A 23,749-nucleotide genomic window follows, 5' to 3' on the forward strand; every position below is an offset into this window, starting at 1 on the left:
TAATGTCACAATACTTATCTCAAGTATTGCCATTTTGGAGGTGTTTTATATTGTCTCACTATTTTAGGTTAGTCCAATTTCTCATTGTAGAAACATAGCGTTTTTTATAATTTGTCTCGATTCTTTTGGAGTAAGTAAGAGAGAGGATTCCGTATATAATTAAACTTGTATAAGCAATACGTGAAATAGCTAGAATGGTAATTATTATCTACAAAAAGGAGCATATACTATGAAGAAACTAACATTAAGTATGGCTGTTATCTTTTTTTAATAACTATTACTGGCTGCAATGCCGACGATGAAAATGTAACCAAGGTTCCTGAAGAAGTACCCGTTGAGGAGGAAGGAACGAATAACCAAATCAACACAGATCAAACGAAGGAAAATCTATTTAACTTTACAAACTTCGATTTGGATGTAGAATACGCTGAAAATAAGGAATATGACGTGGATTATGAAAGTGAAAGCAATGGTTTGGAAGCGGAAATCAAGGATGATATATCAAATACACAGATAAAAGGTGACGAAGCATTTGAAGTGCTAAGATCAATTTTTGAACAATTAAAATTTGATAAGGATACACCAAATGAAGAAGTAGTCTCAGAAGTGACGAAAGCCTTTGATTTAGATGAAGACTTCCAAAAGTTTGAGCTAGAAGTTAAGTTTCTTGATGGGACTGAGAAGGAGTATAATAACTGAATTAATCATAAGGCTTAGAGATAATATTTCTCTAAGCCCTTTTAAATCCGAGCCTTTTTTATGAGATAAACGGTACGTCTACGACATAAAATAATATGCTAAAGAACATCGCGGCACTTCCCGCTAATACAAATAAATGCCAAATTGCATGGTTAAATGGCAGCTTTCTCCAAACATAAAAGACAGCTCCAACTGTGTAGAGGATTCCACCAGTTAATAGCAACATAAAGCCATTAAACCCGATGCTTTCGTATAAAGGCTTAATGCCAACTATGATTAACCACCCCATCAGAACATAAAAAACCGTTGAGAGAATCATAAACTTTTCAACGAAGAAGACTTTAAACACAACTCCAACAATCGCTAGTCCCCATACAATTCCGAAAAGAGTCCATCCTAACCAGCCTCCTATTGAAACGAGAACGAAGGGAGTATATGTTCCAGCAATTAATAAATAGATCGCTGAGTGATCTAGTATCGCGAACAGCTTTTTCACTTTCGGGTGTGTGATGCTGTGTAATAGCGTTGAAAATAAATACAGCAGTATCATGGATGCCCCGAAAATAGAGAAGCTAACAATATGCAAGACGTTTCCATATTTCACAGCAAATACGATTAACATCACGAGGGCAGGAATGCTTAATAAAACTCCTATACCATGTGTGATGGCATTTGCAATTTCCTCTTTTAATGATTCTTGTCGAAATGTCATATTTATCACCTCTTGTTACATCTTTCTCCAATCATACTGCTAATAAAATCAGAACACAAATGACATTCGTAATATATCCCTCCGCTAAATTAGAAAAAAATTTCATAAAAATGAATGGTAGCGATTTCATTTCAAAAAGTAATACAATATTTAGAAAATTTTACTCCAGATAGGCTAATTCATGTTATAATGAACAAATTAAATCTTCATTACTGTACAGTGTTGTTGTAGAAATAAGCGAAGCGAAAGGGGATATGGGCTCATGGCACAAGAGGTAAAACAAAAACTAGATGGGATCCATGTAGAGGATATCATAAAAGCGAATCAAACATTGAAGGATGTTATAATCCATACACCTTTACAAAGAAATGAATTACTATCTGAACGTTACGAATGTAACTTATTGATAAAAAGAGAAGATTTACAAATTGTCCGTTCTTTTAAAATAAGGGGAGCCTATAACCGGATTAAAAATCTTTCGGAGCAGGATTTAAAAAATGGCGTTGTTTGTGCGAGTGCTGGAAACCATGCACAAGGCGTGGCTTTTTCCTGCTTTGCTTTAAAAATTCAAGGTAAAATCTTTATGCCATCCACGACACCAAGACAGAAAGTTTCTCAAGTAGAGGCTTTTGGACGGGAATATGTAGAGATTATTTTAACAGGCGATACTTTCGACGACTCTTATGAAGAAGCTGTAGCATGTTGTGAAAGAGAAAATCGTACATTTATCCATCCATTTAATGATGCTGATGTTATGGCAGGTCAAGGAACAGTAGCGGTAGAAATTTTAAATGATTGTGCAGAACCAGTGGATTATGTATTTGCAGCGATTGGTGGGGGCGGACTTATTTCAGGAATTTCAACCTATATGAAGAGCATCTCTCCTGAAACAAAGATTATTGGTGTTGAGCCTGAAGGTGCAACAAGTATGAAGACTTCAATTGCCAACGGGGCGGTTACTACATTGCCTAAAATTGATAAATTTGTTGATGGGGCAGCCGTTAAAACGGTGGGTGAAAATACATTTGAAATCAGTAAAAAGCTTGTTGACGATATTATTCCTGTGCCTGAGGGAAAGGTATGTACAACTATTCTGGACCTATACAACGAAAATGCGATTGTCGCCGAACCAGCAGGGGCATTATCAATTGCTGCACTTGATATGTACAAGGATCAGATTAAGGGAAAAACAGTTGTCTGTGTACTAAGTGGTGGTAACAATGATATCAGCAGAATGCAGGAAATAAAAGAGCGTTCGATGCTCTATGAAGGCCTACAATGCTATTTCATTGTGAACTTTCCTCAAAGAGCAGGGGCATTACGGGAGTTCTTACTTGATGTACTTGGACCAACTGATGACATTACTCGTTTTGAATATACAAAGAAAAATAACAAAGATAATGGGCCAGCATTAGTAGGGATTGAATTAAAAGCGAAAGATGACTACCAAGCATTAGTAAACCGAATGGAGAAAAAAGGGTTCCCATTCCGCGAGTTAAATAAAGAAAATACATTATTTAATTTGTTGATTTAAATTCAATAATTCTACATTTTTAGACAAAGACGTAATGCTTGTTTTCATGTATAATATAAGAAACGGGTGAAAAAGGACTGATAGTTTGCTATTCAAAAGCCTAGAGTTCAAAAATAGTTATGGACATAAGGTAAAAGTAATTGAAATTCCAGTATTAGAGGAAGGCAACACATATCGCTTTATGCTCGATTTTCGTTTACAAGCATATTTGTCGAAAATCATGACGAAATCAAGTCCAGGTCAAATCTATTCGTTTCGAGAATATTTGAAGACAGTGCTAAAATGGACTGATTACGAACGGATTTTCAAACTAGATATTTTAAAACATAATGCATAGTTTTAGAATGAGAGCTGATTTTAAAACATTAAAATCAGCTCTTTTTTTCTGGTTAGGTATAAATTGTAAGCAATCCCCCCGTTAAAATTTGGATAAACTATTTTTATAATAGCTGTACCAGACGTAGGAAGTGAACGTATGACAAAGGTAAAAATCGTAACAGATTCTACAGCAGATTTATCAGAGGAACTAGTAAAAGAACTAGGAATCGAAGTTGTTCCCTTATCAATAACGATTGATGGAGAAACGTTTTTAGATAAGGTAGACATCACTCAACAAGAATTTTTAGCGAGAATGAAGCAATCTGTCGAATTGCCAAAGAGCTCTCAGCCAGCAGTTGGGCATTTCGTCGAGCTTTATGATCAGTTAGGAAGTGATGGCAGCGAAATTATCTCCATTCACATGACAGGTGGGATGAGTGGTACAGTTACATCTGCTGAGAATGCTGCTAATATAAGTGAATCAAGTGTAACCGTAATAGATTCCATGTATATTTCAAGGGCTTTAGCTTTTCAAGTAATTGAAGCTGCAATAATGGCAAAAGCGGGACAAACGAAAGATCAAATCGTGAAACGAATCAATGAAATTAGGGAAAACTCAACTTTGTTTGTAACCGTTGATACTTTAGAAAACCTTGTAAAAGGTGGGCGGATTGGAAAAGGCAAGGCATTTATTGGTTCTTTATTGAACATTAAACCAATTGCTTCTTTACAGGATGGCGTCTATACTCCAGTTTCAAAGGTAAGAAGCCATGCACAAATCGTGAAATACTTAAGTAAAAAATTCGCTGAAGATGTAAGTAATAAAACGATAAAAGGTGTAGCGATAGCTCAAGTTGATGCAATCGAACTTGCGGCAAATTTAAAAGAGGCAATCAAAAAACTAACCGGATACGAAAAGGTTGATATCGTTGAAACTACTCCAGTGATCAGCACCCATACTGGCCCAGGTGCAATTGGGTTTATGTATTACGCGGAATAGGACAAAAAGGACGTGTGAATTTCACACGTCATTTTAGATTTCAGGTTGTGGAGTTGGTGTTGGGTTCGCATAGCCTTCTTTATATGTTTCATCGATCATAGCTCGTATTTCACTTGGTGATTTCCCGTTTGAATATTCAAGTACGGCTGTAGCTGCGATTTCTAGGCAAACGTTACATTTTGTACCGTGATCATCCCATACAACTGCATCACCTTTATTCTCATGGACAAAGCAATCGTAATTATCGCGATGTCCAACAGAATCAGCACAACCACAATAGCACGGCATTGATTCGAGTAAATCTTTGTGCATTGCTGCAGCTTTATATATTGTTACTAGTTCCTCTGACTTATCATCTAGAAAGGAGGGCATCACATCAATTGAGGCTGTTTCCTCACGTATATCTCCGATTACATGGTCTTCACCTCGGGACTCATGACTTTCTCCATTTTGGGAGCAACCAACCATACCAAACACGAGGACCAGCATGAGAAGAACAGATAATTTTTTCATTTCAAACAACCTTTCCAATGTTTATGTAAGCCCATTTTAACATAATCCATGTCCCTAAAATATCTGTTCACTATTTTGTCAAAATACAAAATGCGCAAGGCACACAATTCCAACTAAGAGCAAGGCATGTCCTGTGCCTAACACTGCAAGCCTAACCATCCTTGCATGGGCGACAAGCACAAGAAAACTAATGACAGAAAGGCGCTTTTTGCCTTCAGAAGCGAATGACTTGTGACCTCGAGCCGAGAGCATGTGGAGCTTGGCAAAGAAAAAGGATATCGATATCGATATCCTTACTTATCTTCAGATTCTTCATCTGCTAAGTCTAATTTTTCTCCACCAATCGAGATATAAGAAAAAATATCTAAATCTGGCTTAGCTTTTGCCATACCTTGAATGTACGGAGTGATCGTGTCTTTAAAATCTTTACTTACGCCTAATTCCTCACAGTGTCCATAGACATACATTTTTTTATCGTCAAAGAAAAACGAGATATAGCCAAGTGCTTTTTTTTCTTGATTGACTATGTTAAGTATTTGACATTCTTCTTTGATAACCTCTGGAGAAACGAAAATTTGCAAAGGTCAACCTCTCCTTTATCATATTAGGTAAACTGAAGTTTTTTGAACAGGGAATCATTTGTTTCTTTTTTAGGATTTTTCTTTTTAACATGAATTAGGAGCATACATAAAAGCCCAACTATAAGGGTTAAAGATGCAGTTGTTAAAAACATTCCGGCTCTTGACCAACTCATTAACCATCCATATATAGGCGGACCAATGGCTACTCCTAAGAACCGAACGGAACCATAAAGTGAAGTAACAAATCCTCTCTTTTCGGATGAAACAGAGCCCGTTATAAAGCTGTTTATACAAGGTAATACAAGTCCAGTTCCGATACTGCTGATTGCCAAAACGGCAATAAACGGAATTAAGCTCTCAAAAAAGACTAATAAAGCAAACGATATAGTCATGAGGATAAGTCCAATGATGATAAGCTTCTTCATCAAAGGCATCTTTTTACCAATTTTACTACCTGTAATATACGATGTTGTTGTCATACATAATAATGGAATTGCTAATATTGCTCCTTTAAGTACACCATCTGTATCATACGTTTTTTCTAATACATCAGATAAGTAAAAGAGAATCCCAAAAAGGGTGAATAAACAAGTTGCTCCAGCTAAATATGCTGTGAATAACCATCTACCTTCATGTTTAAACACTGAAAACAATCCTCGCACATACTTTTTAAGTGGGGGTGGTTCTTTCTTTTGCTTTTTCTCTTTAACAAAGAATATCGTGAGAAGTACGGAAATTAAGCAAAAAATTGGGAATGCAAAAAAGGCAGCATACCAAAATAATAACGCTAGAAGGGAACCGATAATTGGTGATATTACCTTCCCAAAGCCATTTGATGCCTCCACGAGTCCTAAAACTCGGCTTTGTTTTCCCCCTTTAAATAAATCTCCAGTAAGCGCCATTGCGATAGGTGCTGTTCCTGCGGCACCGATACCCTGCATAAGCCTACCAGCCATGATCCAAAAATAAGGACTAGAAAACCATGCGGCTGCAGCACCAGCGAGCAATCCTCCTGTACCGTAAAGAATCAATGCTGGTATAATAACCGCTTTTCTTGAAAAACGATCCGAGAAATAACCAAGTAATGGAATAGAGATCGCCGCTGCAACTGAAAATGTTGTGATTACAAGACTCACCTGAAATTGGCTGATATCTAGCTCTTTTTGCATTTGTGGTAATACAGGAATGAGCATCGAATTACCAAGTACCAGGATTAGTGGAATAGAACTAATCGCAACAATTGTCATTGCTGAATTTTTTTGATTTGACAAGTTTTTGCATCTCCTTCTTTTACGGTATGTAAAAGGCTGGATGAACTTCATCCGTTTCCCTCTTGTCATTGTCGTTAAAATCAATTATTGCTTTACTAGTTTTTCAATATCTCACGAAACCTATTCTGTAAGTAGTTTCCAAATGAACAGTGCCCAGAAAAGCCCAATCTATACACCCTTTACCTATTTTTGAATAACATATCAACTGTAAGATGATGGGTATTTGTAATGGAAATAGAACAGAAGCCTATGAAAAATTGGGCAAATGTAGTGAGGATTTTTTATCCTTACGCTGAACTAAGGAGGAGTTATTCCTATGGATTTTTTAGATGTTCCTTTACGAACACAGGGAGAACGTAGTTATGGACTTACCTCAATCGCTGATTTTGGTACTCCGTTAGGTCAATTAGAGGCTTATTTACAGGATTATCATACCTATATCGATATCGCGAAAATTGGGATTGGCTCCGCCTATGTGACCCCGAACCTACAAGAAAAAATCAACCTCTATAAAAAATACAATGTCATTCCTTATTGTGGCGGTACTCTTTTTGAAAAATGCTTTGTACAAGAGAAACTTGACGAATATGTACTAAGTTTACAAAAGTTAGGGATTGAATGGATTGAGGTCTCAAATGGAACAATTGACATCCCACTTCATAAGAGAATTTCATTAATCAAAAAACTAAAGCAGCATTTTAATGTAATTGCAGAGGTTGGGTCTAAAGATCAAGATAAAGAAATGCCTTTATCTGAGTGGGAACATGAGATTAATTTATTGCTGGCAACAGGTTGTAAGTATGTTATTACTGAGGGGAGAGACTCAGGGACAGCAGGTATTTACAATCGTTCGGGCAATGTGAACATGGATCTAATTAATCAAATTTCCCAAAATATTGACGTAAATAAGGTGATATTTGAAGCCCCAACACCTAAACACCAAATGTTTTTTATTAATCAGTTTGGAACAAATGTCAACCTCGGCAATGTGAAAATTAACGATGTACTGGTTTTAGAGGCACAAAGACTCGGACTACGAAGCGAAACATTTTTCCTGGGTGAAAAGACATGGAACTTACCTTAATCAGGCATCTTCCTACTGAATGGAATGAAAAGGGGGTTCTCCAGGGTAGCAAGGATATTCCTATTTTAGAACTTGCTGACGCAAACAAGAAGGCGATCGAAACCAATAAAAAATTGTTAAAACCAACATACTCATTGATTTTAACAAGTGAATTAACCCGCACTCAACAAACAGCAAAGTCCTATGGATATAACAGTTTTAAAATAGAGCCACTGTTAAATGAGCTTCATTTTGGAGAATTTGAAGGGAAAGAAAAGAAGCTTCTCATCGAAACGTATAAAGATGAGTGGTTTACACGTCCAGGTGAAATCATGCTTGGGGAAAAGATTTCGAACTTGGAAAAAAGGGTGCACACATTTTTATACAAATACAAGGATTTTGAGTCAATTTTAGTATTTGGTCATGGTTCTTGGATACGGGCATGTGTATCCTGTCTTACATTCGGAGCTATCAATAATATGAACCAGCTAGAGATTAAAAATAATCAGTTGCTAACGATCAACGTGAGAGAGGAGGAACACAAGATTGAGCGTCATCACATATGAAAATTGGAGTGAGAAAAGGGTAAAGGACGTTGTCAACAGCAACAAAGATTATTATGACATTTTAAAATGGGCATATCGAACATATGCAGCAGAAGACATCGTCTACGCATGTAGCTTTGGAGCAGAGGGTATAGTGCTCATTGATTTGATTGCTAAGGTCAATAAGGCTGCCAGAATTGTCTTTCTAGATACAGGACTTCACTTCAAAGAAACGTATGAACTCATTGATAAGATCAAAGAAAAGTATCCTACTCTAAATATTGAACTAAAAAAACCTGCCTTAAACCTAGAAGAGCAGGCAAAAAAGCACGGGGATGAGCTATGGAAAACCAATCCTAATTTATGTTGTCAGATTCGAAAAATTGAACCTCTACATGAAGTTTTAACATCTACCAAGGCTTGGATTTCGGGACTACGGAGAGAACAGGGGCCAACCCGCAAAAATACGGAATACCTAAACAAAGATGAAAAATTTAAGAACATTAAAATCTGTCCCCTTATTCATTGGACTTGGGACGATGTTTGGACATATATTAAGCTGAACAATCTCCCCTACAATGAGTTGCATGACAAAGATTATCCAAGTATTGGTTGTGCACCATGCACAAATCGAGTATTGAATGGAGATTTGCGTTCAGGAAGATGGGCCAATTCTGATAAAACAGAATGCGGTTTACATGTGAAATAACGAAATAGGTAATGGAGGTTTTTAAAGTGTCATTAAGTACGCCGCATGGCGGTTCGCTGGTAAATCGTTTCAATCCAACTTTAAATGTTGAAGACATTGATAAACAAATTGAACTGAGCAACATGGAGTTAAGTGATTTGGAATTAATAGCAGTTGGGGCATATAGTCCGCTTGAGGGGTTTATAGGTAAAGAAGACTATGAATCGATTCTACACTCAATGAGACTTTCAAACGGTTTACCGTGGTCAATTCCTATCACTTTGGCGGTTGATAAGGCAACGGCAAAGAAGGTCTCAATTGGAGAAAAGGTTCAATTAGTACAAAATGGTAAGGCTTATGGGGTCATAGAAGTGTCTGAAAAGTATGTACCAAATAAAGAAGCAGAAGCCTTTAATGTGTATCGTACGACGGAAGATGCACATCCGGGGGTTAAACGATTGTATGAAAGACCAAGTGTGTATATTGCGGGTCCGATTCAAATGATAAAGCGTCCAAAAAAGGAAAGGTTTGAAACCTTTTACTTGGACCCCATCGAAACAAGAGCGGTGTTTGAGCATCTTGGTTGGAAGAAAGTAGTCGGATTTCAAACAAGAAATCCAGTCCACCGAGCACACGAGTATATTCAAAAATCTGCATTAGAAGTTGTAGATGGATTATTTTTAAATCCATTAGTCGGAGAAACGAAATCGGACGATATTCCAAGTGATATTAGAATGGAAAGCTATATGGTTCTCCTAGAAAAATATTACCCGAAAAACAGAGTGTTCTTATCGGTATTTCCGGCTGCAATGCGTTATGCTGGGCCAAGAGAAGCGATTTTTCATGCTCTAGTAAGGAAGAATTATGGTTGTACTCACTTTATAGTCGGTCGGGATCATGCAGGAGTGGGAAATTATTACGGAACATATGATTCACAAACAATTTTTAGTCATTTTACAGAAGATGAACTAGGAATTTTGCCATTGTTTTTTGAGCATAGTTTTTTCTGTAGAAAATGTGGGAATATGGCGTCCGCAAAAACATGTCCTCATAGTAAAGAAGACCATGTCATATTATCGGGCACAAAGGTACGTGAAATGCTAAAAGCGGGTAAAAAACCACCAAAGGAATTTAGTAGACCAGAAGTAGTTGAAGTCCTCATTAGAGGAATGGCAGAACAATACACAAAGATATAAGGTGGGAAATATGGGCGAAGAACAATATATTATATGGCATCAATCAACAATTACGAAGAATGAGCGACAACAACAAAATCAACATAAAAGCTGTGTGATTTGGTTTACTGGACTATCAGGTTCAGGTAAATCCTCATTAGCAAATGCCCTTGACAAAGAGCTTTTCTCATTAAATGTACAAAGCTATGTCCTTGATGGTGACAATATTCGTCATGGATTAAATGCTGGCCTAGGATTTAGCAAACAGGACAGGAAAGAAAATATACGTAGGATAGGTGAGGTATCAAAGCTATTTGTTGATAGTGGGCAAATCGTTTCAACAGCATTCATTTCACCGTTTCGAGAGGATCGAGATCAGGTGAGAGCCTTGTTTCCTGACGGCGAATTTATCGAAGTATATGTGAAATGTCCAATTACTATTTGTGAAAATCGTGATCCAAAGGGTTTATATAAAAAAGCAAGGAATGGAGAGATATCCGAATTTACAGGAATAAGCTCTCCATACGAAGAACCCTATCGTCCAGAGTTGATTTTAGAGACAGATAAATTAACCATTTCACAATCAGTTGGAACAATTATTAACTATTTAAAAGAGAGGGAAATTCTGTTGAAGTAAGAAAGTACATTTGGCTTTCTTACTTTATTTTTTTCTCCACCCCAGTGATGGTGTATTGATAAACGAAGGTGCTCTAAGATGATAGATTACATCAATGATATTAGTTGATACTGTTTGGCAAATAATCGCATAAAAAACGATAGGGATATCGATTACTGATGCTGTTAATAAGAAAATGAAAAAGTTTAACCATAGCATGACTTTACCAGGAGACCAATCATTGTATTGAGCAATCATTAATGTTGGAATAACCATTCCGCCACTGGATGAACCACTTCGGATTAAAAGTCCGACTCCAACACCAAAAATCACTGCCCCACTTAATAGATCCAGCCAGAAGAACGGGGTTAAGAAGGATCCAAGAGTAGATACATAACTCACTGTCACTGAAGTAATCGTCACGGCAATCATCGTTTTTACCGTCCATGAAAACCCAAAGTATTTTAAAGCAAGAATTAAAAAGGAAAAATTGACTATCCAAAGGGATATGCCTAGAGGCAATTGAACCCAGTGATTCATTAGTATCGCAAGCCCCGCAGCACCACCGGAAGGAATATTATGAGGAAATAAAAATAAGGACATACCGAGCCCCTGTAAAAATGCGCCGATTACAATACATATGTAGGTAATAATAATTTTAGGCATTTGAATAAAAACCTTTCCAACCAGTATAATAGAACCTCATAACCGATAACCTCCCAAAACTCACTCTCCTTGTCCATTTTATGATGACAAGCTGTTTGATATGTTCGAAAATTGTTCACAGCTATTTTGTTGTAAGTTTGTCACATATTCTTTAAAATGAGATATTGAATGGAAAAATGACGAATGTAGGTGAAAACGTGAAAAGAATAAAATTTTTTGTTATGATTGCCCTTATTTTTATTTTAGCTGCTTGTGGAAATAGTGGTATCGCAAATCCGCTGAACTATGAGGTTTCCGATTTCTCCTATGTAGATCAGAATGGCGAGGATTTTAGCCTTAAAGATTTAGAAGGAAAAGTATGGATAGCGGATATGATCTTTACACAGTGTGACACGGTGTGTCCACCGATGACCGCACATATGGCTAAGCTTCAAGGAATGGTAAAAGAAGAGGATCTAGATGTTGAATTTGTTTCCTTTTCAGTTGACCCAGAAGTTGATACGCCTGAAATGCTGAAGGAATATGCAGAAAGCTATTCGGATGATTTATCAAACTGGCATTTATTAACTGGATATACAATGAATGAAATCACAGTATTTGCAAAAGACAGCTTTGCAGCCTTAGTTGCAAAACCAGAGGGTGAAGACCAGGTGGTGCATATGACTAAGTTCTATTTGGTAGACCAAAATGGAACAGTGTTAAAGGATTATGATGGAGTTTCAGATACTCCATATGAAGAAATTATCGCAGACATAAAGAAAGTACAATAGTTGATTGTAATAGGACTCCTGGCCGGAGTCCTTTTTGCTTACCTCTCAATCCTCTGCAGAATCAACGCCGTCAACAACGATGGTTTCTAGTTCTTTCCAGAACAACTCGTGACTAGTAAATGTCATACAGCCACTTGAGATTTGTTCTGGGAATTCTTGTTTTGAATTCTGTTGTTTTTCATGATCTTTTTCCATATCAAATACATCCTTTCAAATTTTATTGAATGTACATAGTTTTTTTAAAAGTTTCTACTTTTATCTTGCCTTACTTTTCCAAAATAATTTTCAATTAAAATAGAGAAAATGAAACTGTAAATGATTGTTAAGGGGATGCATCCATGCTCGCAAAAATGAAGCTGTGCGTGATTACTATTTGGACAATTCTTGATCCGATTTATTATGGACTTACAAGACTTACATATGTAGAGAATAAAGAGATTTTGCGGGTTAAAGTAACAAAATATAAAGGACGTTCCTGCATTCTTGCTGATGGAACCGAAATAAAGAAAAACGATTTGTTAATAAAAATTCATTTGCATAATGTAGTTTTACTTAGAGAGTTGATTTGCATTCAAGGAGAAACTTCGAAGGCTAGAATGATATACAAGCAAGTGAAGCAGGCGTTACCTGGGGTAGCCGAGTATTTACTTAACCATCCAAAAAGGGATGAGATAAAGGGACTTATTGGTATTACTGCACTAAACAAAGGCAGCAAACGACTTGGTTTTGAAACTGTAGCGATATCAAACAAAATCTATCTCTGGTTTAAATTAATTGTATTTCTTCCCATGTATTGTATGGCAGTTTCAAATATGTCAGCGCAAAGTATCCGTAGACAGCCGATGTATTTATTTATGTCTAAAGATACATTGTATAAACTTTATTCAGAAAGGTCTCAAACTTCATAAGTGGGATGAATATAGAAAAGACACTAGCTGAATAAAATTAGAACCTCGACGAATGCCACAGATTTTAAAAGGGAAATTTCGATCAATAAGATCAAAGACTAGAAACGCCGTGGCAGCGACTTTATGACCCACTTCATTTAGGTCTAAATCTGGCGCCTATATGACTTAGTAATTTGATTTGTAATTCTTAGGTATCCATTCATTACCACTGCTTTTTTCGAATTCTATTATCTATAATGGAAGGAGAAAAGGTGGTGTTTTTTTGTGAAAATTTTTATCGCTCTTATCGCTATCATAGTAGTTTTCTACTTTCTTAGAAAAGCTAATAAAAATACGTATAAAGTGATTGTTAACAAAATTTCTGTAAACCCAGAACCACAATATGTGAACTCAACACAAGTCAATGTTCTCCACCTATCAGACTTGCATCTTGAAAATCTATCGATTACTCCGGATGAATTATACCGACAAGTGAAACATGAAAAAATCGATCTAATAGCCATAACTGGTGATTTCTTGGATCGCCAACGCAGTATTCCAAAACTGGTTCCATATCTAGATATACTAAATAAGATTGCACCGAAACATGGTATTTATGCTGTGTTTGGGAATCACGATTATTTTTTACGAAAGAAAAACTTTGAAAAACTTAAACGGATGTTGGAGGAACATGGGGTGAGAACATTTCAAAATGAAAATGAGTCACTCATGATTCATGGACATCGTCTGAATTTAATTGGAATTGATGATTACAGCTCGAAACGAAGTAATCTACTAGAGTCTTATTCAGCCTTAAAAGCGGGCTATAATCTTGTATTAACCCACGATCCAAACCTTGTTTTGCAGATGAAGGGGTATCATTTTGATTATCTTTTATCAGGTCATTTTCATGGTGGACAAATTTGTTACCCGAAGCCTTATCATTTGGTGAAAATGGGGAAACTTGTTAGAATGAAGATGATAAAAGGATTCCATACACATGATGGAAAACCATTTTACATTAACGAGGGATTGGGCCAAACAGGACTAAATATTCGCGTTCGAAGCAATCCTGAAATTACCATTCACACGCTAACGCTGGGAGCAAAAGAAGCAGCGGAAAAACACGCAATATAAGCGAAGACGTCCAAATAGACGTCTTTTTTCATCATCTATTGAATGAATTGGCCAAACTTTTATGAAGATTGAAATTATTACACTGAATAGAAGATATTTCAACGAAACATGAATCCTTACAGGTTTTTTTACGTATGCTATAATACTAAACTTGTAGACAACAGTCTGGAAAGAAATGTGGTGAGCAAGTTGAATAATTCGTTATTAGCCATTATTATCACTAGTTTATTATTAAGTGGTTGTTCAGGTGGAATAGCTGCAACAGCAACAGGTACAGCCACCGGTGATCATGATACAGGTCTAACTCCAAAGAGTGAAATCCCAGACGATTTTATCCCAAGAGAACTTCGTATTGCATCAATTGGCGATTCATTAACTAAGGGTGTCGGCGATGAAACGAATCAGGGGGGCTATACTTCGCTGTTGGAGGAAAAGCTTCTTAATGAAAAAGATGTAAAATCAGTTACTCTGGAGAATTTTGGTGTGAAAGGTCATAAAACAACTGACCTTTTAAATCGACTGCAAAATGAGGAAGTTCAAGAAGGAATTGCGGATGCTGACATCATTATCATTACAATAGGTGGAAATGATATAATGAAAATTGTGAAAGAGAACCTCTTTGATTTATCATTATATGTGTTTGAGAAAGAACAGGCTAAATATGAGGTTCGTTTACAAAAAGTCCTCGAAAATATTAGAAGCCATAATAGTGAAGCCGAAATCGTACTGGTTGGGCTGTACAATCCGTTTGGTTGGTTTATTGACCTTTCTACGGAAATTAATACAATTGTAGACAATTGGAACGAAGGTAGTGAAAGAGTTCTTTCAACATTTGACTATACTAAATTTGTAGTCGTAGACGATGTTTTCAGTCAAACGAGTGATAATCTCTTATCAGAAGATGAGTTTCATCCGAACGCAAAAGGGTATAAAATAATAAGTGAAAGGATTTTTGAAGCAATCATAAATGAGTGATTACCTTCGTAAAGGGGGTCTTTGATGAATGTAAAAAATAAATGGAAGTTTCTTTTTCTCACACTGTTAGCTCTTAATCTCGTGTGTGTGCTTATCTTCCTCGGGTTGCTTTTTGCACCGAATAAAGAAGTGTCCCCGAAGGAAAAGGTCATTTCCACGAATCATGTAAATCTGTCAGTCGAAACGAATAAAGAGGACTTAACGAGAGTAATCAATAATTTTTTGAAAAAAGAGGCAAAAGATAACCCCCTAAATTATAAGGTTTTGTTAACGGAACGGGTGATGCTCCTTGGAACGATTACTGTTTTCGGGAAAGAAATAGATATGGTTATGACATTTAAGCCTGAGGTAATTGAAAATGGAGATTTACTATTACAACAGGAGGCCTTTACAGTTGGTCAAGTGAGTTTACCTGTTTCATTTGTACTTAGGTATATTAACGACTATTATAATCTTCCAGAGTGGGTTCAAATTGATTCAAAAAAACAAGATATCTATGTCTATTTGTCCGAAATGAAAATGAAAAGCGATATGAAGGTGTCAGTTGAAACCTTTAATCTAAGCAAGGACGAGTTACGGTTCAAGTTGCAAGTTCCAATAGACTAGTAAGCAAACCAATGATTGGTTTGCTTTTTTTATTGAAATATTTTAACCATAGAATTAGTACAATCCCAACCATCATATCTATTTAAGGAAAGGTGAAGAAGGGAGGGTGGGGGATGGCCGATCCAATTGTTACAAGGTCATTAGATGAGATACGTTTTTGGTCTAGGATAATGAAGGAGCACGCTTTGTTTTTGAGTTTGGGTTTTACGTATGAACAACAACAATTAATTAATGAAGCAAAGAATTTTATTACGGTGTTTGAGAGAATTGAGGAAAAGCTAGCTCGGTTTTCGGTTCATTCGGAATTAAGTCAAGTACAAGCGTTTAATAATGAAGTGTATCAAGCTGCTGCTTCTATATGGGCTTATAAAAGAAAGGTATTAGGGTTAACTTTACGTTGTGAGATTAGAACAAACAATTACCCTTTGTTAGTTGATCATATTAGCAGGGAAGCAGCCTATTTTGCTAATCGGTTAAAAGAACTTAATCAAGGAATTCTTGCGCCAAAACCAGAAGCTATTATTCAGGAAAATGTGTTTTTCCTTCGAATTATGGCTGATCATGCAAAATTTATCGGACATTTGTTAGACCCTTCGGAACGAAAGCTTGTTGACCAAGCTAGGGAGTTCAGCCATGATTTCGATCAATTGTTATTTCAAGCAATTGACTTAGATTCAATGCGACCACAGTCGGAAACAAAACCAATTTTAACTCAGTTTTTAGATCAAAATAGAGTATCAGTTGCCTCATTAAGAGATTTTAAGAAAACTGCGAGGGAGCTAATTGAGGCCTGTCGCATAAAAAGTAATATTCATCCTCTGTTAGCTGATCACACCTTTAGAGAAGCTGAAAGATTTTTAGAAATAATTGATTTATTTGAGTCGAGTTTACTAAAGAAATAAATAACGTTGTAACAGTAAGAGCAAATCGATGTTGATTTGCTCTTATTTTTACTTAATTAAAGGAATGGAGCATTTTTTTGTGGAAGAAGTATGGATATAATAATCGTAAGAGAGGTATTTTTATGGAAATGCAGTCGGAAAAATGGTTCAAAACTGTAGTTGAAAGTGCTGGTTATAAAATCACTGGGCCAATTGTAAAGGTTAAAGAGTCTGATTTTTGTTTGATTGTACGAATCCCAACGAATAATGGAGATCTTTATTTGAAAGAAAATGGGTTCGCCACCAAACATGAAGCAGCATTGTCTAAGTATTTAGATGGGACATTAAAAGGTAAGACTGCTCGTATAGTAGCATCAAATGAATCAGAGGGTTGGTTCCTTATGAAGGATCTAAAAGGGCAACCCCTTCGGAAGCTAAAGGAAAAAGTTCTTTGGCAGCGAGCAATACAAGAATATGCAGAATTACAGATTATCCAAACGAATAATGTGGAAAGCCTTCTTGCACTGGGTGTACCCGACCGAAGGATTCCAATACTAAAACAAGAAATTGAGCAGTATTTACTAGACATGTGTCGAACAGGACTCTCAGAGGAAGAAACGAAAAAAGTCATGTCTCTCCAACCTGAATTTTTCGAGATGTGTGATTATTTGGGGGCGATAGTACCTGCTTCAATAGAGCATGGGGACCTTCATTCAAATAATATAAGACTAGTTAATGAGAACATCGCGTTTTTTGACTGGGGCGATACATCTGTTTCCCATCCATTTTTTAGTACTCGTATCTTCTGGCATGCGCTTGATGCTTTGATCAAGGTAGAATCCGATTGGCTTAAAGTTGTTGAAGAATTTCGTCCATTCTATTTAGAGCCTTGGACAAAATTTGCACCTATGAAGGAATTAGACAGAGCGTTACGGATATCTGATGAATTGGCATGTGTACAGCGTGCACTCAGTTGGCATTTATATTTGACACCTTATAGCAAGAATAAAGTTGAATTTGCAGCTAGGCCAGCACAATGGTTACGGCTATTGATGGAGCATCGTACATTGGTTGGGAAGTGAACCGTATTAAGTATATATTATGGAATTCTATCGTGTAATTAATATCCTCCAGAAAGGTGAGCTGTTATATGATCTCTGAAATAACATCAAAAATGCGAATTAATAGGTCGGCAAATGAGGTGTTTGAAGCATTAGTAGATCCAGAAAAAATCGGAAACTATTGGTTTTCATCTGGGTCAAGCCGATTAGAAGAAGGAAAGAAAATTACATGGATTTATCAGGAATATAATGCCGAATTAACCATTAAAGTAGTAGAGGTAGAACAAGATAAAAGGATTGTGTACAAATGGGGGGAAGGTGAGCAGCAAACGACAGTAACTTTTTACTTGCGAAAAGAGCAAAATGGAAGCGTTGTGCTAGAGGTAACAGAATCAGGTTTTAACACCAAAGACCCTGAAATTGTGAATATTTTGTTAGGTCAAAAAGAGGGATGGATGTATATGCTTTCTTGTTTAAAGGGATATTTGGAAAATGGTATCTCTACGCTGAGGGGTTCTTTAATTCATTAGGATTTTAAATGTGTGTTATGCTAGTATAATGGTATACATATTTTATTGGGGGTAATAAGATGGCTCTTCCACACTTTGAGGAGAACTTAAAAAAGTATGCGAAGCTTTTAGTAGCTAACGGACTTAATGTGCAAAAAGGTGATTGGGTTAAGATGACAATCACGGTAGATCAGGCTCCACTTGCTCGCCTTGTGACAAAAGAGGCATACGCATTAGGGGCCGAGAAGGTTATTGTAAAATGGTCTGACGATGAAATTACAAAAGAACATTATCTGCACCAGCCTGAAGAAGTGTTAACTGATATTCCTGAATATGAAATTCAAGAATCAGATGATCATGTTCTTAACCACAAGGTGTGTCGACTTTCAATCGTTTCAAGTGACCCTGGCTTTTTAAGTGGGGTTGATTCTGCTAAAATTTCTGCCTATCAAAACAAAGCTGCAAAGGCTTTCAAAGTACAACGGGTTGCGACCCAAAACAATGATTTAAAATGGACAGTTGCAGCTGCTGCTGGAGCAGGGTGGGCGGCTAAAGTATTCCCAGACCTCTCAACAACTGAGGAGCAGGTTGATGCACTATGGGATCAAATTTTCAAAACATGCCGAGTGTATGAGGAAGACCCTGTTGCTGCATGGGATGAACATACAAAAATCTTAAATGAAAAAGCAGCTAAATTAAATGAAATCCAATTTGATGCATTACACTATCGGGCACCAGGTACTGATTTAAAACTAGGTTTACCAAAGAATCATATTTGGGAAAGTGCTAGAAGTTATAATCCGAAAGAAGAAGAATTTATCGCAAATATGCCAACTGAAGAGGTGTATACGGCACCAGATACACGTCGTATGGATGGTGTAGTTCGAAGCACGAAACCATTAAGCTATGCAGGCACATTAATTGAAGGCATTGAGGTTCATTTTAAAGATGGTAAAATTGTTGACATCTCAGCGGAAACGGGAGATGAAATTATGAAGAAGCTCGTATTTGATAATGAGGGTGGAACAGGTCTAGGAGAGGTAGCATTAGTACCAGACCCATCACCAATTTCTCAGTCAGGTATTACATTCTTTAATACATTATTTGATGAAAATGCGTCAAATCACCTTGCAATCGGTGCAGCGTACCCTACAAATCTACAGGGTGGCACGAAAATGAATGAAGAAGAACTAAAAGAAAATGGCCTAAACGTGTCAACTGTGCATGTCGATTTTATGATTGGTTCAAGTGATATGGATATAGACGGCATTAAACAAGATGGTACAGTCGTTCCAATTTTCAGAAAAGGTGATTGGACTATATAAAAATGAAACGAGGTCCAGGAGAAAGCGAATAAAGCATTTTCTCTTGGGCTTATTTTATTTGGCGTGAATTTATTGGTGTTTGCCGATTTCTTCTTCAACTAAGGCATCTAATCGCTCAATCATTTTCTTCGCTTTATCCTCATCAATCTCACGATAGTGGTGAAGGCCACCCTCTTCTTCATCAAGTTCGTCCGCAAGCTTTGTGATGGCTTGGATTGGCGTACGCTTGATGAAACCTTCTTCGATATAGGAGTCCGTGTGGAATAGTATCGCATAAGCAATTTCCTTGGCATACTTCGGATTTTCACCTAATCGAATCAATAATTTATGAGCTCGTTCTGCCCCTTTAATGGCATGAATATCATTTTCCTTGTACATGCTATAATCCCATTTACCATTCTTATACCAAGTATAATGTCCCATATCATGCAGTAAAGCTGCCTTTGTAGCAAGATCGACAGAAACATTTTGCTGCTTGGCCATTTTGAATGCGTGGTAAGCACAAGCAATAGCGTGAGCCTTCCCAGAACGAGACAAGTATTTTTGCGCGATTCTGTGATTATAAATTTCCGTTAACGTAACATATCTCAATTTTAAGGCCTCCCAAAAAAGATAAATTTTTTGAATCTTATCATGGTTGAAAGATATTAGCAAGAGAGAAACATCGAATTTTAAAGGAAATGAGTGGAAGAACAAAGCGAACGTGTTAAAATGGTTGTATTACTTGAGCGTGGTGATTTGTTTGTTTTTAAGAAGTGTAAAATTATTAGCAGAAAAAATACAAAATAAGCGGGAATATCCTTTTTCGATACCCAGTCTTAGAGGTTTCGAACAACTTGATTTCTATGAACCTGTTACGTTTTTTGTAGGGGAAAATGGGTCAGGAAAGTCCACTTTGCTAGAAGCAATTGCCCACCAGTGCGGGTTTAATAGCGGTGGAGGGGGAAGAAACAATTCCTACAATTTTGAAGAGGCGTCCCCAGCATTAAGCGAGTATATTCGACTCTCATGGATGCCAAAAATCAATCAGGGCTTCTTTTTACGGGCAGAAAGTTTTTTCCACTTTGCCTCGTATTTGGATCAATTGGCCGAGGAGGATCCTACTTTTAACTATGAGGGATATGGGGGAAGGTCGTTGCATGAACAATCCCATGGGGAGTCGTTTTTGTCGTTATTTTTAAATCGGTTTGGTGATCAAAGTATTTATCTTTTGGATGAACCTGAGGCGGCATTATCTCCAGCGCGGCAGCTTGCCTTTTTACGTGTGATACATGACCTAGCTAAAGGTGGAAATGCACAATTCATCATTGCAACCCATTCACCTATATTACTTGGATATCCGGGGGCTCAGATTTATAATTTTGATGCTTCACCGATTGAGCAGATCGATTATGAAGAAACTGAGCATTATCAGATTACAATGGGGTTTTTGAATCGGAGAGAACGGTATTTGGATGAGTTGTTTAGAGACGATGAGGAGGAATAGGTGAATGCAGCCTTGCATTGGTTTGTTTGTTCTTAAATAGATAATGCAAATATGGGTATTCGTACCTCGGGTTACAAAGCTTTCGGGGTTTGGGGGTAAGATTAGGTGGTAATCGTCCCCTGGGTTAAAATGATTTCGGAGACTGAGGGTATGATTAGGCGGTAATCGTACCCTGGGTTACAATGTTTTCGGGGACTGAGGGTATGATTAGGCTGTAATCCTACCCGGTTTAAAAGGTTTCCGAGACTGAAGGTATGTTTAAGCATTAATCATACTTTCGTCATCTAGATTGGTAGATTGTTAAAACAATAGTCTCAGCCTATTCTTTTATGAATTAAAAAGACTACCAAACTGGTAGTCTAAAACAAACTAATAACTGCTCCGCCAATTGCACCTGTCACCACTACAATCCAAGGTGGCAGTTTCCAATAGACAAGCATGCTGAACAAAATGGCTGCGAATGCAAAATCGATTGGTGCAAAAACAGTACTGGTCCAAATCGGGTGATAGAAAGCAGAAGTCAATATTCCAACCACTGCTGCGTTAACACCCATTAATGCTCCTCTAATTTTAGGGTTGCGGCGTACTGAATCCCAGAACGGTAGTGTTCCTAAGATGAGTAGAAAAGCTGGTAGAAAAATAGCCACCGTTGCAAGTAGTCCTCCTTGCCATCCATTGATCACAGCACCTAGATAGGCAGCAAATGTAAAGAGTGGTCCAGGAACAGCTTGTGCAGCACCATACCCAGCTAGAAATGCTTCTTCACTTAACCAACCTGTTGGGACAAATTCACGTTCTAAGAGCGGTAATACAACATGTCCGCCACCGAAAACTAGGGAACCTGAGCGGTAAAAGCTATCAAACATTGCAATCCATTCCAAGGAAGTAACTTCTCTTAGAATCGGTAAAAGAAGGAGCAAACCGAAAAACAATGTCAAACAGAAAACTGCGAATTTCCGAGAGATGGGGAACTGTAAATTGGTAGTCTCGTTATCTGTTTGATTTTTAAATAAAATAAATCCGAAAATGGCTGCAATGAGAATAACGCCTACCTGTGTAAAGGCCGTTTGCCATAGTAAAGTTCCAACTAATGCAAAGAGTGCAAGTGATTTTCTTTTTAAATCTGGGGTAAGTTTTTGTGCCATTCCAAGAATTGCATGTGCCACAACAGCTACGGCCACTAATTTTAATCCATGTATCCAGCCAACAGTTCCGATATTGAAACCTTGTAGGATTACCGCAAAAAGTATGAGTGCAATGACAGACGGAAGAGTGAATCCCAGGAATGATACGATTCCACCAAGTACTCCTGCACGCATAACACCAATCCCAATACCGACTTGGCTACTAGCGGGACCAGGTAAAAACTGACACAAAGCAACTAGGTCTGCATAGGTTTTTTCATCCATCCATTTTCGGCGACGGATATATTCTTCGTGAAAATAACCTAAGTGTGCAACAGGTCCCCCAAAAGATGTCAAACCGAGTCTTGTAGATACAAAAAGAATTTCGAGTAAATTTTTCATGATTTCCCCCTTCACCTAGTCCTTAATTTCTCTGAAGAGCTCATAAGCTTTGTTCCGAGCTTCGATAAGAACGGAATTTCCTTTATCTGTTGTGGTATAATACTTTCTAATTTTTCCTTCTACATTTTTTTCTTCTTTTTCTAATAGACCATCTGACTCCATGCTGTGGAGGATTGGATAAAGTGTTCCAGAACTTATCACATATCCATGCTCTCTTAGTTCTTCGAGCATCCATGCTCCAAAAATAGGGTGTTCTTTTGCATGGTGTAAAATATGAATCTGGATAAACCCTAGAAAAAGCTTTCTCACTATTTTATCTTCCACTATAGTAACCACCAATCATATTAATATAGAAAACCAATATCGGAAAACGATATCGAAATTATAGCATGCAAACAAAGATACCTAAAGTCTATAATGAAAATTTACAAAAACTTAACAATCTGAAACCTTTTTACTAGCCTATACGTATAAAAATAAACGAAAGGATGTGGGGGATATGAGTAAATATTCAATTGCGGAATTTATAAAAAACACGGAACAAGAAGATAAAGGGGAAGGGTTGTTTGAGTTAGAAACTCCCAGAATGCTTGAAGTAAATTTGAATGGCATGATTTGGGCAAAAGCGGGGTCGATGGTTGCTTATAATGGAAAAATTAAGTATGAACGAGAAGGAATCCTTGAACATGGACTTGGAAGTATGTTTAAGAAAGCGTTAACAGGCGAAGGGGCTTCGTTAATGAAAGCCAATGGGCAAGGGAAACTTTACTTGGCTGACGGCGGGAAAAAAATTATTATCCTGCAGCTTCAGAACGAATCAATATATGTAAATGGGAATGATCTTCTTGCCTTTGAACCATCCTTGAAGCATGAAATAAAGCTTATGAAGCGGGTAGCGGGTATGATGGCTGGTGGATTGTTCAATGTTCGCTGTGAGGGGAGTGGAATGCTTGCGATTACGACTCATTATGAGCCACTCACATTGCGGGTAACGCCAGGAAAACCAGTGATTACAGATCCGAATGCAACAGTTGCATGGTCTGGAAATCTTCGCCCTGAGTTCCAAACGGATATTTCGTTTAAAACATTTGTAGGTCGTGGAAGTGGTGAATCGATTCAAATGAGATTTGAGGGAGATGGCTTTGTCATTGTACAGCCGTATGAAGAGGTTTATATGCAGCAAGCGAATAGCTGATATTGGAAAA

At 37.3% G+C, this 23,749-nt stretch carries 29 protein-coding genes; 20 read left to right on the forward strand and 9 right to left on the reverse strand.

Going from position 1 to position 23,749, the window contains the following annotated elements:
- The first annotated feature begins 411 nt into the window (after positions 1-411).
- Complete coding sequence (locus ACR65M_RS06760; RefSeq protein ID WP_440272917.1) at positions 412-699, forward strand: YusW family protein; 288 nt, start codon at positions 412-414, stop codon at positions 697-699.
- A 58-nt stretch (positions 700-757) separates the two neighbouring features.
- Here ACR65M_RS06760 and trhA read toward each other — a convergent pair whose 3' ends face one another.
- Positions 758-1,411, reverse strand: a complete 654-nt coding sequence (trhA, locus tag ACR65M_RS06765) for a PAQR family membrane homeostasis protein TrhA (RefSeq protein WP_121448257.1) — start codon at positions 1,409-1,411, stop codon at positions 758-760.
- A gap of 262 nt (positions 1,412-1,673) precedes the next feature.
- Between trhA and ilvA the strand changes: the two genes are divergently transcribed.
- From ilvA to ACR65M_RS06780, 3 genes are all read left to right on the forward strand, one after another.
- Positions 1,674-2,945 (forward strand): threonine ammonia-lyase IlvA, encoded by a 1,272-nt coding sequence (gene ilvA / locus ACR65M_RS06770; RefSeq protein WP_341331117.1) that lies wholly within the window; start codon positions 1,674-1,676, stop codon positions 2,943-2,945.
- Positions 2,946-3,030: 85 nt separating this feature from the next.
- Positions 3,031-3,282 (forward strand): DUF2535 family protein, encoded by a 252-nt coding sequence (locus ACR65M_RS06775; RefSeq protein WP_121448259.1) that lies wholly within the window; start codon positions 3,031-3,033, stop codon positions 3,280-3,282.
- Between the two features lie 138 nt (positions 3,283-3,420).
- Positions 3,421-4,263 (forward strand): DegV family protein, encoded by an 843-nt coding sequence (locus tag ACR65M_RS06780; protein ID WP_341331118.1) that lies wholly within the window; start codon positions 3,421-3,423, stop codon positions 4,261-4,263.
- 33 nt (positions 4,264-4,296) lie between these two features.
- Here ACR65M_RS06780 and ACR65M_RS06785 read toward each other — a convergent pair whose 3' ends face one another.
- From ACR65M_RS06785 to ACR65M_RS06795, 3 genes are all read right to left on the reverse strand, one after another.
- A complete protein-coding gene (locus tag ACR65M_RS06785) occupies positions 4,297-4,776 on the reverse strand; it encodes a PCYCGC motif-containing (lipo)protein (protein WP_341331119.1) in 480 nt (159 codons plus the stop codon).
- Positions 4,777-5,069: 293 nt separating this feature from the next.
- Positions 5,070-5,357 (reverse strand): hypothetical protein, encoded by a 288-nt coding sequence (locus ACR65M_RS06790; protein WP_440272918.1) that lies wholly within the window; start codon positions 5,355-5,357, stop codon positions 5,070-5,072.
- 23 nt (positions 5,358-5,380) lie between these two features.
- Positions 5,381-6,679 carry an MFS transporter gene (locus tag ACR65M_RS06795; protein ID WP_341331121.1) on the reverse strand — a complete coding sequence of 433 codons (1,299 nt, stop codon included), beginning with the start codon at positions 6,677-6,679 and terminating at the stop codon, positions 5,381-5,383.
- Positions 6,680-6,944: 265 nt separating this feature from the next.
- On the opposite strand from ACR65M_RS06795, the gene ACR65M_RS06800 reads away from it, so the two are divergent.
- Genes ACR65M_RS06800 through cysC form a run of 5 tightly spaced genes read left to right on the forward strand, consistent with a single transcriptional unit; the run spans position 6,945 to position 10,736 of the window.
- On the forward strand, positions 6,945-7,712 hold the full coding sequence (locus ACR65M_RS06800) for a phosphosulfolactate synthase (RefSeq protein ID WP_440272919.1): 768 nt from the start codon (positions 6,945-6,947) through the stop codon (positions 7,710-7,712).
- Complete coding sequence (locus tag ACR65M_RS06805) at positions 7,697-8,257, forward strand: histidine phosphatase family protein (protein ID WP_341331123.1); 561 nt, start codon at positions 7,697-7,699, stop codon at positions 8,255-8,257. The genes ACR65M_RS06800 and ACR65M_RS06805 overlap by 16 nt, the downstream gene beginning before the upstream one ends.
- Positions 8,238-8,945, forward strand: a complete 708-nt coding sequence (locus ACR65M_RS06810) for a phosphoadenylyl-sulfate reductase (RefSeq protein ID WP_341331124.1) — start codon at positions 8,238-8,240, stop codon at positions 8,943-8,945. Before ACR65M_RS06805 ends, ACR65M_RS06810 begins: the two co-directional genes overlap by 20 nt.
- Positions 8,946-8,971: 26 nt before the next feature.
- On the forward strand, positions 8,972-10,120 hold the full coding sequence (sat, locus tag ACR65M_RS06815; protein WP_440272920.1) for a sulfate adenylyltransferase: 1,149 nt from the start codon (positions 8,972-8,974) through the stop codon (positions 10,118-10,120).
- Positions 10,121-10,130: 10 nt separating this feature from the next.
- Entirely contained in the window at positions 10,131-10,736 is a 606-nt protein-coding gene (gene cysC / locus ACR65M_RS06820) for an adenylyl-sulfate kinase (RefSeq protein WP_121448268.1), read from the forward strand.
- A gap of 24 nt (positions 10,737-10,760) precedes the next feature.
- Here cysC and ACR65M_RS06825 read toward each other — a convergent pair whose 3' ends face one another.
- The gene (locus tag ACR65M_RS06825) at positions 10,761-11,381 is read right to left on the reverse strand and encodes a YitT family protein (RefSeq protein WP_440272921.1); all 621 of its coding nucleotides are present in this window, start codon (positions 11,379-11,381) and stop codon (positions 10,761-10,763) included.
- A 176-nt stretch (positions 11,382-11,557) separates the two neighbouring features.
- Between ACR65M_RS06825 and ACR65M_RS06830 the strand changes: the two genes are divergently transcribed.
- A complete protein-coding gene (locus ACR65M_RS06830) occupies positions 11,558-12,151 on the forward strand; it encodes an SCO family protein (protein ID WP_121448270.1) in 594 nt (197 codons plus the stop codon).
- Positions 12,152-12,196: 45 nt separating this feature from the next.
- Here the strand turns inward: ACR65M_RS06830 and ACR65M_RS06835 are convergent, their stop codons facing one another.
- Positions 12,197-12,346, reverse strand: coding sequence for a hypothetical protein (locus ACR65M_RS06835; RefSeq protein ID WP_440272922.1), 150 nt, complete (start codon positions 12,344-12,346; stop codon positions 12,197-12,199).
- A 143-nt stretch (positions 12,347-12,489) separates the two neighbouring features.
- Here ACR65M_RS06835 and ACR65M_RS06840 point away from each other — a divergent pair, with 143 nt between their 5' ends.
- The 8 genes from ACR65M_RS06840 (at position 12,490) to ACR65M_RS06875 (ending at position 19,532) form a co-directional block, all read left to right on the forward strand.
- Positions 12,490-13,059, forward strand: coding sequence for a YkoP family protein (locus tag ACR65M_RS06840; RefSeq protein WP_121448271.1), 570 nt, complete (start codon positions 12,490-12,492; stop codon positions 13,057-13,059).
- Between the two features lie 264 nt (positions 13,060-13,323).
- Positions 13,324-14,175 carry a metallophosphoesterase gene (locus ACR65M_RS06845; RefSeq protein ID WP_121448272.1) on the forward strand — a complete coding sequence of 284 codons (852 nt, stop codon included), beginning with the start codon at positions 13,324-13,326 and terminating at the stop codon, positions 14,173-14,175.
- Positions 14,176-14,355: 180 nt separating this feature from the next.
- Entirely contained in the window at positions 14,356-15,150 is a 795-nt protein-coding gene (locus ACR65M_RS06850; protein ID WP_440272923.1) for a GDSL-type esterase/lipase family protein, read from the forward strand.
- Between the two features lie 24 nt (positions 15,151-15,174).
- Entirely contained in the window at positions 15,175-15,756 is a 582-nt protein-coding gene (locus ACR65M_RS06855; RefSeq protein WP_440272924.1) for a YpmS family protein, read from the forward strand.
- Between the two features lie 113 nt (positions 15,757-15,869).
- Positions 15,870-16,658, forward strand: a complete 789-nt coding sequence (locus ACR65M_RS06860) for a DUF2935 domain-containing protein (RefSeq protein WP_440272925.1) — start codon at positions 15,870-15,872, stop codon at positions 16,656-16,658.
- A 122-nt stretch (positions 16,659-16,780) separates the two neighbouring features.
- Positions 16,781-17,719 carry a phosphotransferase gene (locus tag ACR65M_RS06865; RefSeq protein ID WP_440272926.1) on the forward strand — a complete coding sequence of 313 codons (939 nt, stop codon included), beginning with the start codon at positions 16,781-16,783 and terminating at the stop codon, positions 17,717-17,719.
- Between the two features lie 68 nt (positions 17,720-17,787).
- Positions 17,788-18,228 carry an SRPBCC family protein gene (locus ACR65M_RS06870; RefSeq protein ID WP_440272927.1) on the forward strand — a complete coding sequence of 147 codons (441 nt, stop codon included), beginning with the start codon at positions 17,788-17,790 and terminating at the stop codon, positions 18,226-18,228.
- A 59-nt stretch (positions 18,229-18,287) separates the two neighbouring features.
- Positions 18,288-19,532: an aminopeptidase gene (locus ACR65M_RS06875; RefSeq protein ID WP_440272928.1), complete on the forward strand. Its 1,245-nt coding sequence runs from the start codon at positions 18,288-18,290 to the stop codon at positions 19,530-19,532.
- A 69-nt stretch (positions 19,533-19,601) separates the two neighbouring features.
- On the opposite strand, the gene ACR65M_RS06880 is transcribed toward ACR65M_RS06875, so the two are convergent.
- Complete coding sequence (locus ACR65M_RS06880) at positions 19,602-20,123, reverse strand: HD domain-containing protein (RefSeq protein WP_341331133.1); 522 nt, start codon at positions 20,121-20,123, stop codon at positions 19,602-19,604.
- Positions 20,124-20,274: 151 nt separating this feature from the next.
- Here ACR65M_RS06880 and ACR65M_RS06885 point away from each other — a divergent pair, with 151 nt between their 5' ends.
- Complete coding sequence (locus ACR65M_RS06885) at positions 20,275-21,018, forward strand: AAA family ATPase (RefSeq protein ID WP_440272951.1); 744 nt, start codon at positions 20,275-20,277, stop codon at positions 21,016-21,018.
- Positions 21,019-21,377: 359 nt separating this feature from the next.
- On the opposite strand, the gene ACR65M_RS06890 is transcribed toward ACR65M_RS06885, so the two are convergent.
- Positions 21,378-22,544 (reverse strand): chromate transporter, encoded by a 1,167-nt coding sequence (locus ACR65M_RS06890; protein ID WP_440272929.1) that lies wholly within the window; start codon positions 22,542-22,544, stop codon positions 21,378-21,380.
- A 15-nt stretch (positions 22,545-22,559) separates the two neighbouring features.
- On the reverse strand, positions 22,560-22,868 hold the full coding sequence (locus ACR65M_RS06895) for a PadR family transcriptional regulator (RefSeq protein ID WP_341331136.1): 309 nt from the start codon (positions 22,866-22,868) through the stop codon (positions 22,560-22,562).
- Between the two features lie 175 nt (positions 22,869-23,043).
- Here ACR65M_RS06895 and ACR65M_RS06900 point away from each other — a divergent pair, with 175 nt between their 5' ends.
- Positions 23,044-23,739, forward strand: coding sequence for an AIM24 family protein (locus tag ACR65M_RS06900; RefSeq protein ID WP_440272930.1), 696 nt, complete (start codon positions 23,044-23,046; stop codon positions 23,737-23,739).
- Positions 23,740-23,749: the final 10 nt, after the last annotated feature.

This window comes from Ferdinandcohnia sp. SAFN-114, assembly GCF_059415045.1.